The sequence below is a fragment of the Pseudobacteroides sp. genome, assembly GCF_036567765.1.
In the GTDB taxonomy this organism is placed as follows: Bacteria; Bacillota; Clostridia; order Acetivibrionales; family DSM-2933; genus Pseudobacteroides.
The window spans coordinates 30,865-44,828 of sequence record NZ_DATCTU010000104.1; the positions used below are offsets into that span (position 1 = coordinate 30,865).

At 39.6% G+C, this 13,964-nt stretch carries 5 protein-coding genes; 1 reads left to right on the forward strand and 4 read right to left on the reverse strand.

What is annotated here, in order from left to right:
- Window positions 1–162: 162 nt before the first annotated feature.
- The gene (gene nifJ, locus VIO64_RS16570) at window positions 163–3,681 is read left to right on the forward strand and encodes a pyruvate:ferredoxin (flavodoxin) oxidoreductase (RefSeq protein ID WP_331920255.1); all 3,519 of its coding nucleotides are present in this window, start codon (window positions 163–165) and stop codon (window positions 3,679–3,681) included.
- Between the two features lie 91 nt (window positions 3,682–3,772).
- Here nifJ and VIO64_RS16575 read toward each other — a convergent pair whose 3' ends face one another.
- The 4 genes from VIO64_RS16575 to VIO64_RS16590 all read right to left on the reverse strand — a co-directional run bounded on the left by VIO64_RS16575 (window position 3,773) and on the right by VIO64_RS16590 (window position 13,485).
- Window positions 3,773–6,391 (reverse strand): beta-propeller domain-containing protein, encoded by a 2,619-nt coding sequence (locus VIO64_RS16575; RefSeq protein ID WP_331920257.1) that lies wholly within the window; start codon window positions 6,389–6,391, stop codon window positions 3,773–3,775.
- Window positions 6,392–6,589: 198 nt separating this feature from the next.
- Window positions 6,590–9,748, reverse strand: a complete 3,159-nt coding sequence (locus tag VIO64_RS16580) for a glycoside hydrolase family 48 protein (protein WP_331920259.1) — start codon at window positions 9,746–9,748, stop codon at window positions 6,590–6,592.
- Window positions 9,749–9,853: 105 nt separating this feature from the next.
- Window positions 9,854–10,765 (reverse strand): ribonuclease Z, encoded by a 912-nt coding sequence (locus tag VIO64_RS16585; RefSeq protein WP_331920261.1) that lies wholly within the window; start codon window positions 10,763–10,765, stop codon window positions 9,854–9,856.
- Window positions 10,766–10,929: 164 nt separating this feature from the next.
- Window positions 10,930–13,485, reverse strand: coding sequence for a glycoside hydrolase family 9 protein (locus VIO64_RS16590; protein WP_331920263.1), 2,556 nt, complete (start codon window positions 13,483–13,485; stop codon window positions 10,930–10,932).
- Window positions 13,486–13,964 lie beyond the last annotated feature (479 nt).

The window sequence follows — 13,964 nt, forward strand, 5'->3', positions numbered from 1 at the left end:
AAAAATTGCTATTTTTTTAACAAAATTCTTTATCTAACTTTAATTATGGTATTTACTAGATTTATTTTTATGTTATAATGATTATGAGTTATAGAATGTATAATGTATACACAATACTCGCTTTTCAATAAATAATATATATAGCAAATGGGGGAAAATAAAATGGCAAAGGTCATGAAGACAATGGATGGAAATGCCGCTGCCGCCCATGTAGCCTATGCGTTTACTGAGGTTGCAGGTATCTATCCTATCACGCCATCATCTACAATGGCAGAAAATGTTGACCAGTGGTCAGCACACGGTAGAAAAAACATTTTCGGACAACAGGTTAAAGTTGCCGAATTACAGTCAGAGGCAGGAGCAGCAGGTACAGTTCACGGTTCCCTCGCTGCAGGTGCTTTAACAACTACTTTTACAGCGTCTCAAGGTCTTCTTTTAATGATTCCGAACATGTACAAAATAGCAGGTGAATTGCTTCCAGGTGTATTTCATGTAAGTGCACGTGCTCTTGCAAGCCATGCTCTTTCAATATTCGGTGACCATTCAGACGTTATGGCTTGTCGTCAGACAGGTTTTGCAATGCTCTGTGCAAGCAACGTTCAAGAAATAATGGATTTAGCTGCTGTAGCTCACTTAAGTGCTATTAAAGGAAGAGTTCCATTCCTTCACTTCTTCGATGGTTTCAGATCATCAGCAGAAGTTCAGAAGATAGAAGTTCTTGATTATGCAGACCTGGCTAAATTAGTGGATTGGGATGCAATAAAGCAGTTCAGGAAGAATGCATTAAATCCTGAACATCCTGTATTAAGAGGAACAGCTCAGAACCCTGATATATTCTTCCAGGCTCGTGAAGCTTGCAATCCTTTCTATAATGCAGTTCCCGCAATAGTAGAAAACTACATGAATGAAATCAACAAGCTGACAGGAAGAAACTACGGCTTGTTCAACTACTACGGAGCACCGGATGCAGACAGAGTAATCGTTGCTATGGGTTCTGTATGTGATGCTGCTGAAGAAGCAATTGATTACTTGACTACTAAAGGCGAAAAAGTCGGTATATTAAAAGTACGTCTTTTCAGACCTTTCTCAGTTAAGCACTTCCTTTCAGCAATGCCTGCATCAGTTAAGAAAATCGCGGTTCTTGACAGAACAAAAGAACCAGGTGCAATAGGAGAACCATTGTACCAGGATATAGCTACAGTTTACTATGATCAGGAAGTTAGGCCACTCATCGTTTGCGGACGTTACGGTCTTGGTTCTAAGGATACAACACCTGCACAGGTTATCGCAGTATTTGACAACCTTAAGGCAGATGCTCCCAAGAACCACTTCACTGTTGGTATCGTTGATGATGTTACAAACTTGTCACTTCCTATCGGTGAAGAAGTAGATACAACAGGCGAAGGTACAATCAGTTGTAAATTCTGGGGCTTGGGCTCTGACGGTACTGTTGGTGCCAACAAGAACTCCATTAAGATAATAGGTGACCACACCGACATGTATGCACAGGCATACTTTTCATATGACTCAAAGAAATCAGGCGGTATAACAGTATCCCACTTAAGATTCGGCAAAAAGCCAATCAGATCAACATATCTCGTTAAAAAGGCAGACTTCCTTGCTTGTCACAACCCTTCATATGTTGATAAATATGATATGGTTTCCGACATTAAGCCAAACGGAACTTTCCTCTTAAACTGTGCATGGTCTGCAGAAGAATTGGATAAGAATCTTCCTGGAAAAATGAAGAGAATACTTGCTAAAAACAATATAAAATTCTATACAATAGACGCTGTTAGCATAGCTAAAGAAATAGGCCTTGGAAACAGGATCAACATGATCATGCAGGCTGCATTCTTCAAGCTCGCTGATATCATTCCTCTTGAAGATGCTATTAAGTACATGAAAGATGCTATAGTTGCTTCATACGGCAAAAAGGGAGAAAAAATTGTCAACATGAATCAGCTTGCTGTTGACAAGGGTATTGGTGCATTAAATAAAATTGATGTTCCTGCTTCATGGGCAACTGCTGAAGATGCTCCTGTAGTTGAAATGGATGTTCCTGCATTCGTTAAGAACATACAAGATCCAGTTAACAGACAGGAAGGCGACAAGCTCCCTGTAAGTACTTTTGTTGGTATTGAAGACGGTACTTTCCCACAGGGATCATCAAAGTATGAAAAAAGAGGTATTGCTATAGACGTTCCTGAATGGCAGGCTGATAACTGTATTCAGTGTAACCAGTGTTCATATGTATGTCCTCATGCTGCCATAAGACCATTCCTTCTTACTTCTGAAGAGACTGCAAATGCACCTAAGTCATTTGTAACAAAGAAAGCTATCGGTAAGGGCTTTGAAAACTACGACTTTAAGATCCAGGTTTCAACTCTTGACTGTACTGGCTGCGGAAACTGTGCACAGGTTTGTCCTTCCAAGGTTAAATCACTTGTTATGAAGCCATTGGCATCACAGACAGCTGAAATAGAAAACTGGGATTACGCAATGAAATTATCCGTTAAGGAAAATCCTGCGAATCCAGAAACAGTTAAAGGAAGCCAGTTCGAACAGCCTCTCCTTGAGTTCTCTGGAGCATGTATGGGTTGTGGAGAAACTCCTTATACAAAATTAATCACACAGTTGTTTGGTGACAGAATGTATATAGCCAACGCAACAGGATGTTCATCAATCTGGGGCGGAAGTGCACCATCAACTCCATATACAACAAACCATAAAGGTCATGGACCTGCTTGGGCAAACTCATTGTTCGAAGACAATGCCGAGTACGGTTATGGTATGGCTCTTGCTGTTAACCAAATCAGAGCTAAGCTTGCAGATCTTGCTAATGAAGCTTTAAATACAGGCATATCTGAAGAAATAAAGGCTGCATTGAAAGACTGGTTGGAAAATAAGGATAATGCAAAGGGTTCAAAGAAAGCAGCTCTTACATTGTTACCTTTACTCAAAGCATACACTGGCAGCGAAGCTAAAGCTATAGTTGATGAAATTGTTGAAAAAGAAGAATTCCTCGTTAAGAAATCACAATGGATATTCGGTGGAGACGGATGGGCTTATGATATCGGTTTCGGTGGTCTCGACCATGTCCTTGCTTCAGGCGAAGATGTAAACATACTGGTTATGGATACAGAAGTTTACTCGAATACAGGCGGTCAGTCTTCAAAGGCTACTCCAACAGGTGCTATAGCACAGTTTGCTGCATCAGGTAAAGTAACTAAGAAGAAAGACCTTGCTATGATGGCAATGTCATATGGATATGTATACGTAGCAATGGTTGCTATGGGTGCTAATCAGAATCAATTAATAAAAGCATTAATTGAAGCTGAAAGTTATCCTGGACCATCACTTGTTATTGCATACGCTCCATGTATCAATCATGGATTGAAGCTAGGTATGGGATGCACTCAGTTGGAATCCAAGCTTGCTGTTGAAGCTGGTTACTGGTTCCTCTACAGATACAACCCATTACTCAAGTTGGAAGGAAAGAATCCGTTCATACTGGATTCAAAGAAGCCTACTGCTTCATTTAAAGAGTTTATAATGAGCGAAGTACGTTACTCTTCACTCACAAGACTCTTCCCTGAAAAGGCTGAAGAACTCTTTACTGCTGCTGAAAAGAACGCACTTGAAAAATACGAGCAGCTTGAAAAAATGGCACAAGGCTAATAATTTCAAATAAAACTAAGCCCGATTAACTTTGGTTAATCGGGCTTTTTATTTTGGCTATTTGGGCTTTAAGTTGTTTTTTTGTTATGCCTTAATATACTTTTATAGGAGTGGGAGTAGCAGTTGGTTGTACAATATCAACCTTGTTTATTTCTTTCAGATCTCCCATGTTGCTGGCTTTTATCTTGTTATTGGACAAAGTATAAAGAACATCATCTATATACATTATTCTGTTTATAAAACTGTCATTATTATACGAATAATAGTATTGTGATGAATTGATTTGTGCCAATTCCTGATCGGAAAGGTGTGTTATTCTTCCCTTTAATATAAAACCTTTTTCCATATCGATATTAAATACATAAGCTCCCTGATATGTAAACTTTCCATATTCAGGCATTGAAGTAGAAACAGTAACGGATGGGTCCTGCTTCTTTTCTTCAGGAATCTCATACAATTTCACCGGGAAAGACATTATGTTTTTGGATTTGGAGAATAACAGTGCTTTTGGATTATATAAAAGCTCTGAGTCAGTTCCCCTGTCCCCAATAAGAACCTTGAACTTCTCTTTTGGATTGTTTACATCAGTAATGTCAAACATTGCAACCTTCATACCCTGATACCATGCGAATTGATCGCTTCCTGATTCAATGGAATCCTTGCCAAAGCCTATTACATGATTTTCATCATAAGGATGCAGATAATCACTATAACCAGGTATCTTTAATTCCCCCAAAATTGCAGGCTTGTTAGGGTCCTTCAGGTCAAATACGAATAATGGGTCCACCTTTTTAAATGTAACCATATATCCCCTGTCACCCATGAAACGAACAGAGTAAATCTTTTCACCAGGAGCTATGTTTTCAATTTTTCCCGTAATTTTAAAATTATCATCCATTACGTACAGGTTGTTTTTAGAAATATTATCTCCAGTTCCCCAAACAGAACCAACAGTAGTAGCAATTCTGAAATATCCCTTACTTTCATCCATTGAATACTGGTTTAAAATAGTTCCGGGCACTTCTCCCTTGCCTTTAAACGAAGATACGCCCTTATCAATTGAGAACTTGTATATCAATGTGTTTTGAGTGTTATATAAAGGCATGGGCATTATGCCTACTGCAGGTTTTGCGAGAAGCACAGGATATGAATAATAATTTGTCTCTGCAATATAAATATTGTTCTGAGATACATACATTTTATCTCCCGCACCTAAATAGCTTGTAAAATTTAGCTTGCTCCCCTTATCTTCAACATCAAATCCTGCTATGTTAAGATAATTTGGTCTTATAAACTCTGGGAAATAGTTGATATTGTCATAGTCAACACATTTATAGCTGTCTCCTAAGCTGGAATCACGGTAGCGAGGCTTTGCGTAATCAGTGTCTCCATACTGGATGTAGTTATAGATTGATTTGTTTGTTACAAGGTACAATACCGAGTCAATCTTTCTAGACGAAATATAATTTCCATCCACGTCAACAACTCTAATTGTTTTAATGTCCTTTTTATCGGTAATATCAAGTACAAAAGCCCTTGTTGTTGTCACGCTATAGGTTGGGATATAATTTGTAGGAGGTGCAATGAGACCTATACTAGGAGTTACTCTGCCTGGTGTTGGTGTAACTGCGGGTAGTATTGTAGATAATGAAGGTACTGGTGTAGGAAGATTAACTTTTATAGTCTCATATGATGTGCCTATAACAATAAGCTTGTCCTTTCCAAGAAGCATCTCCCTTGGAGTAAAGGAAGTGTCTGTTGATAGGCTCAGCGTGTTTACAACTTCCATGTTGTTCGCAGGATAAGCTTTTGCCACGACAATCTTGTTTTTATTTACCTGGTATATGTATTCCCCATCTGTCTGAACTACGTCGGCTTCATCAACACCCTCCACCTGACTGTTTACTTTTGAGTAGTCGGTGCTTTTAGGGGCATTAGGAGTAGCAGAACCACCTGGTGCAGCTGTGGCAACAGGTACCGGAATACCTGTCGGCATACCTGTAGTTGCATTCCATCCATCTAAATAGTATGTTGAATAGGTATTTTTAGGTATCATATTTTTTAAATTTTCAAATGAACCTACAACAGGTAAAGGAGCAAAATGCTTGCGGTAGTCTTGAATTGTTTTGTTAAAATTTCTTGCAACAATAACCACATCAGCCATATTAACCGATGAGTCAGCATTCAGGTCACAGTCCCTTTTAAAATTCGGGTTTGCTGATGTTGTGTTAAAGGCTGTTGCTATTGTAATAACATCAGACACATTAACAACACCATCCTGGACTCCATCCTTCGGAACATCCCCGGTCCAGAGCATAATAGGCTCTTTTTCAGTGCTTACAACTGTATCCGTCAATACAACTATTCCTTCTACTGTTCTAGTAAGGCAGTTTCTTTTACTGAACTTCAGCGTATAACCTGAAGTATTTTCCGGAACATTTGGGATTTCAAAATACCCTTTACCGTCAGCAGTTGCTGAAAGATCTGTTCCTTCAATCTGCACTCTCACCGGCGAATAAACCATGATTTCATTAACAGGAGCTCCTGAGGTTTCTACAGACACATACCCTGAAACCTTATAGGCAGCAGTATTGTCCTGAGCTGCAGTATTATCTTCAGCCATAGAGACCACACTCATGCCAAACAGCATAAATACTGCAAGCATGATACTTAAAACTCTTTTCGTTCTTTTACCAACACTTTTTGTCATAAAACCCCCACTTTCTCTTTGTATTGATTATAATGGATTGCACTACATGTAACTGTTTCATAAAATTACATATAGTAGCACCGATTACCAACATTTTTACTTTTATTGTATTTAAATGTACATTACTATTATATTATTTTTATTATCAGTTTGTCAATGATGCTTAACATGGGTAAACCATATTATACGCATTACAGCTTAGTATTCTGAAGAAACTTTATTAAAACGCTTTGCTATTATAATAACATCTCCCATGTTTATTGCATTGTCCCTGTTTAGATCAAACTCTTCAGAGTATTTACTATCAGAATTTGTTACACCAAATAACTTTGCAAGTGCAATAATGTCTTTCATATTTATTACACCATCCTGCGGGTCCCCGGTATTAAAATCCCCAGCCCACAAAATAATTGGAGAGTTTGCAGCCGAAATAACCTTGTCGGACTCTACCTTTATATTATTAATTACCCTTGCCAAAAACCCATCCTTTGATATTTTTAGAGAATATCCGTTTGTATTAGCAGGAACGTTCTTGATTTCAAAATGCCCATCTTCATTAGTAACTGCCGATAATTTACCGTCACTTATCTCAACCTTAAACCCGCCTTTAACTTTAGGTGCTGAAGCCTGGCTATATGAAAAGTCGGCACTAACATAACCTGTTACGGTATAACCTGATGAAGAACCGGGAGTCGATGGCACAAGAGTAGAAGTAACAGAAGGCATAACAGGTGTTATACAATCAGGTTCTTTCCCCCACTCTAAAACATTCTTTACATACCCGGTAGTCTTAAGCCACTCTACGGGACTTTCTGCAGTTGGATTGTAAGAATAGTCATTTGCCTGATAATAGTTTGGCCAGTTGGGCTTGTTCCATCTAAGTTCTATTTTAATGCTTTCCCCTGGTTCCAGCTTCCCAGCCCCGGAATTAAACCCAAATTCCATATAATAATCCGCATCATCAGATGGCTCCTCAATAACACTGAACTTATATTTGACCCACTTCTTGAAGTCATGAAATCCGGTGGCATTTGTCACAGAAGCACTGTCACAGGTAAACTCAGGCGGAATATCTTCACCTTCATTTATGTAATAGTACCTAAGTTTAATATCCTCCAGATTTATAGGCGAATCACTTACATTTGAAACAAAGAACCTTGGCCTGATACTGCTGGCAATATCTACAGGATTGGCATTATACTCCTCAATCTTTATTAATCCCTTAACAGGTGCAGGCGTAGGTGTAGGAACAGTAGTGGGTTTTTCTGAAGGCTTAACAACCTGTGGATTTCCGAAGAGTAAACTATATGTACCTAGAGCCAATGCTATATCACATTGTGCCCAGAAACGATGGTAGTTGAAGACAGGTGCCATACCGCTCTTGTAAGCATCCTCTACCTTCTTCCAGTCCGGATCATTTTTATACTTTGAACGTATATCAATAAACTTGATACCGGGCTTGATTATATCTCCATTAGGCATGGTTCCTGTCCAGCCGCTTGGTACATATACAGTCTGATCAAAAAACTTGCTATAATCGGCACGTGCTTCCGGTGCCGAAAGACCTTTTTCATCCTTGTACATATTCCACATACGGTCAAGTAGCTCTTTTGCTAACAGCCTTGATGAGTCATCATATGTTGACCACTTTTTTGTGGCTGCACTGTAGTATAATAATGTATTCGCCAATGAACCTGTTATGCCCAAATCAGTCCCATAATTTTCAACCTTAATATGCAGCCGGTCATTTTCCTGTCTCGCTCCATTCCAGGTATAAGGCTGTCCCGACCATGATATTGTTGATGGGATTTCGAACTTGCCATCGGGTGATAGCTTTACTTCTTTCTTAATCCAACCCACCCATTTATCCATAAGTTTTTTTGCAGCTTGATTTCCTGTTTCATAATACAATTCCGCTATACGCTGCATTGACCAGGCCTGAAATCCAAACCATGTATTGCTTCCCGGATCTAAATAAACCGGGTTCGCTTCATATCCCATACCATAGAAGGTAGCTGTATCTTCGGAGAATAAGTCATATCTACCGTTTAATGAGTTAGTAGCACCGCCTGCAATAGCTCCTTCATCAGACTGAAGCCATGTATAGAATTCCAGCTGCCTTTCAAAACTCTTTGCCCAGTCATTTGAGCCTGTTGTGGATTTTGGCTTGAATTCCGTCTGGTTTGACATAACCCATGCTGCCATTGGGTTTTGATAACCGAAATGATTGTGGCTTGAACCTATTTTCCACGACCAATAACCATTAAGTCCTCCTCCCCAGGCATAATACCATGCAAGCAGGTAATGGCATGAATCATAGTCAGTTCCTCCCGGACCTGCCTTTCCTTTACCTCCGATCACCCTGAAGTACTTGTCAAACATAGAATACCTGAGGTAATCCCCCAGCTTTGATGCCTTTGATACAGATCCTGTTACATTATAGCCCTGTTCTTTAGCCCACTTGCTAGCCCAATATGTAGCCTGGATTGCTCTTGCATCCGCATCGGAAGCGATAGAATACCTCCACTGCTTATCCGGTGCCGAATCGGCAACAAAGAGATCTACAAAGCCCTTTTTACCGCCCCATCCTGGCTTAAAATTATCCCAGGATGGATGTGGTATAGTTTCCCATACCGATTCCTGGGGACCTCTTTGGTATGTATTCATAACTGACGGTTTGGTCCTTCCGTCTCCCCTTCTGCCATAGCCATACCAGTTATCTACATCCAGAAGCCAATGCATTCCATACATTATGTCAGTGCCGTATGCAGATACCAAACCGGCATGCAGAGGATCGTTCCCTGATCTCACCTGATCACTCAGTGCACTGGGGTACTTATCGGGTGTTTCCCACTCAGCGGCAAATTGTGCAGGCTTTTCAGGGGTATACTTGTCCATACCGGGCTGGTCCAAAAAAGACGGTATAATATATTTTTCTGTAGCCACCCAGGTTTGATCAAACTTTGACCAATCACTTGTAAACCTTCCATACATAGATGCAAGCCATATCCAGTAGCTAAATGCCTCACTTGTGGACTCATGTCCATAATCAGGGGCTTCGCACATCAGGGTTTCCACAGAGTGATATGGTATACCTTTTTCACTGAAATAACCGTTATCAGGGTCATTGATCTTATCCCACATCTCCATAAATCTTTGCTGATATATATCAGCTGACCCCGATGCTGCCATTGAACCGCTTCTTTCTGTTACAACATAGGTTGCTGCAGCTAAAGGTATTGTTATTGCCATGGTGATTATCCTTGCCGCCATTCTTTTGCTTATGCAATTGTTTTTGCACTTGTTTATTTTTAAGTCCACCCTTTCATGCAAATTTTTTTCTGATCTTTTACTCATTCTTTTTCCTCCTCCCCATACCAACTCATAGGTGATCTTTAAATAGACTTCATTTAGTCTTTATGCCTAGCCTTTATGCCTAGTCTTTATATCTAGCCTTTATATCTAGTCTTCAAACCTCAACGTCTTTTTCATTAAATCCTTACTTGCCAAAGTGTTCGGGAATATATGGGCAGCATTTTCCAAAAATTCATCCGGATTTTCTAAGGATGGGCTATAATGTGTAAGCCACATCTCTTTTACGTGTCCCTGCCGGGCAAGCTGAGCTGCTTCTTTAAACAGCATGTGCTTTTTTTCTATTGCCTTTTGAATCTTGTCATCCTCTCCGTACATTCCTTCACATACAAAGATATCTGAGTCCTTTATAAATTCCACCATTCCCTCTGTAGGCCTTGTATCGGTGCAATAAGAGATCTTAAGTCCTTTTCTCTCATCCCCCAACACCATGTCCGGTCTGTATATTTTGCCCTCATGCTCGATTTCCTCACCCTTTTGAAGCTTGCTCCATAACCTTTGTGGGACACTTAATCTATTGGCCTTATCTACATCAAACTTACCCGGTCGCTTTATGTTAAAGCTGTATCCATAGCAGGGAATGTTATGATCCAGCATGAGATATTCCAATGATATACCGCTTACATCAATACAACTTCCAGCATCTTCTTCTACTTCAATCAAGTCAAGAGAAAAGGGAAGCTGTGGTGATATATATGTCAGGCATTCTACAACCTTATTTAGCCCTCTAGGACCGATTATTTTAAGGTTTTCCTCCCTGCCGGAATTGCCGATAGTCAGCAAGAGTCCGGGCAAGCCTGCTATGTGATCTGCATGAAAGTGAGTAACGCAAATTGCTTCGATTGATTTAAAACCCCATTCAACATTTCTTAATGTTATCTGGGTACCTTCTCCGCAATCAACAAGTATCATTTTACCATTATACCTGATTAACGCGGAAGAAAGCCACCTGCCAGGCAGAGGCATCATCCCGCCTGTTCCTAAAATACATATATCCAGCATATCGTTCTCCTAAATGTTATATTTATTATTTTATAATATAATATTATTTTACATTTTGGCACTATGTATTTCTACTATAAATACAAAAGAGGTATGAAAACGTTTGCATTTTCATACCTCTGAATATTATTACAAAATTAGCTTGTTAATATATATTTTTAATATTAATAAGTATACCCAAATTTCAAAGCGAGCATCATAACGTCAGCCATGTTTATAGCCCCATCTTTATTCAAATCGCAAGCAGGATCATACTTAGTATCAGATGAAGTAGTACCGAATGCTCTTGCTATAAACATAACGTCAGCCATGTTAACAGCACGGTCTTGGTTTACATCTTCAGGCACCTGAACAACTGTAGTAGGTTTAGTAGTAGTAGTCGGAGTTTCTGATGTTTGTACTACTCCACCATTATAAGTATCCAGGTAGTAAGTGATCCATGCAAGAGGAGCATTCCAGTTGATTGTTACTTCGTTTGTTGACCATGATTCAACGTGGTCAAGGAAAGTCAACTGTGCTGCAGAACCCTTCAAACCTGAACCGGAAGCCCATGGGTCCTGACAAGCTGAGTTTGGTCCGCCTGAAAGGAATCCTGGAGGTGCTGATGGGTATGCAGGATCTATCTGAGGACAGAAGAAACGGTGGTGAGGATACTTTAATGGGTTTTCTCCGTATCCTGTTACATAGTTCTGTAACAATGGGTTACGTCCCATCAGGTAGTCCATTGATTCTGTAACACCGTTGAAGTATTTTGAATTTCCCTTACTTACATCAAAAGCGTAAGCCATAACGATTGACTCATTGATAACGAATGAGTTTGATGCCCAAGGGTAACCTGATATAGTCTCTGACTGACCGGCGAATTCGTTTACGTAAGTTGATTCAGCAAGAGGTATACCATAACCTTCTTTAGCCTGAACTGCCATAAATGTATCAGCAGCCTTCATAATGCTTGTTCCTACTTCTGGGAATTCAGTTAATTTGTGCAAAGCAAGTGAAAGGGTTCCTAAACCACCTGTAGCACCCCAGTCAAAGCATCCAGCCATACCGTTGGATTCACCTGACAATGTAACAGGCATTTGGAATGCAGCTTTGTAGCCTTTTATATCAGTAAGGTAATCTGATTTACCAGTTGTAATATATAATTCACATGCTGCCCAGTAGAAATCATCTTCTACATAGTTGTCACCGTAAGTTCCGCTACCTGGCTCTTGTCCGTATGGAGCATATACAGCAGGGTTTTTCTTAGCAGCAGCGTAAGCTGTTTCTGCTGCAGTCAAACATTTTGATGAGAATGCTGAGTCAGCTGTTTTCCACATACGTGCAGCCTGTGCAGCACATGCAGCAAGGTTTAATGTAGCTGCTGTTGATGGTGGATAGTATATACGTTTCAATGTGTCCTGATCAGGACGAGTTGCCAATGCTGTCCAAGCTTCATCAGCCATTTTGTGAATTGCCATACCTGCTCTGTCATATCCTGAAGGAATCTGCATCTTGAGCATCCATTCCATTTCCCAGCGAGTTTCATCAAGCATATCATTTTTGCCGTTTCCGCTTTCTGGAATGTTTAATTTGCTGTCAGCGAACTGAGCATCTTTACCTTTTGCAAGGGAGTGCTCATATATGTTCTGCATTGTCCACAGTGAGATACCACCGTTTACAACGTATTTACCATGGTCACCTGCATCATACCATCCGCCTGTACCGTCAACGCTTGCAGGACCATTGTAGTTTCTTCCTGTAATTAGTGTAGCGGTATCTTTTGTATGACCAGCTGCACGTGCCCATTTTGTGTCAACAGCATAAGGCATTTTAATTTCTATACCGCTTCTTGCATGATAGAAATACTTGATTGCATCATATTTCATTGAAGTATACATATCAGTGCCGATATCGAACGGGAAGCTTGTAGCACTACCAGCAACAAGCTGATAATTCTTACCAACAGTTTTGAAATCTGAGAAATCGATTATCTGCACGTTTTCTCCTGATGCATGGTCAGGACCGTATGGTTTTGTAGTACCTGATGCAACAACTGTACCTGAGCTGTTTTTGAGCTGCCAAGTAGTAGTTGAAGCTCCCGCAGCTACTTTTAAAGTTGCCTTTTTAGCAGCATTTGGGTAATAACCCAGCTGATTTACACGGATATCTCTTGCTGGTGTAGCTGTTGGTACTGGAGTCGGCTTAAAATCTGGATCATCAAGTGACATTGAGATAAAGCTTATCTCAACAGGAAGTGAGGTGGCTAATTCACCACCAAGGTGGAAAGCCCACTCAGCAGTCTTATAGTCTTTACTTGCTGTGAACGTTTGATTTACAGTAAGAGTTTGTCCTGCTGTGATTGAGAATGGGTTCCAGTTGTTGTTCCAAGCTTCACCGTATGGCTCACCCATGTCTCCGATCTTTGTATAAATCTTAGTAGACTTATCCGCAGTTACAGAGAATTTAACTGTATACTTGTGATTTGCTTGAATTGCTATTTCTCTGTGTCTGATCTGAACATCCCATTTGTTTGTTCCTTTTCCGTCCATGTGAACAACATACTTGCCATCCTTAATAAATGAATAAGAGTTGTTTTCATTACTTTCAGATATGTGCCATGGTAAGCTGACTCCGCCTGTAAAGGTTGTGGTCTGGAGTAGCTCAGCTGCATTAGCTGTTGACGCTGCCGCCACTGCTGTAAATGAAAGCAGCCCAATTACTGATAATTTTTTTAGCATCTCTTTCCCTCCTATTATTAGTAAACAAATTAATTAGAATCTGTACAAAAACCGGCTTTGCAAGTGATATCAACACTAAATAATAATTATGCATAAACACTACATGTACAATTTATGCTAGAAAACCCTGAATACTTTATCATCCTATAATCATATACATTGGAAGTCCGATAATAAGTTTTATTCCCCCTTTCATTAATTAAGCCATTTATAAGAATTATCCCATAAGCAGTTAATTAACTTATTTCATAATACCGGTTTAATAAATGTGCATATTTATACAATACTACTTTGTTAATAAACCGTACTGATATATCAGGAATTATGAGAATAAAGAAATGAGTGAATAAAAGATAGAATTATAGGGATATTCCATAATGCAAATATCTAGGCTGAAGGATAATTCTATATATTTATGCAGAAAGATCGATCCATCTATGTATTATATACGATAAATCTAAATCTTCTTAGATATAAAT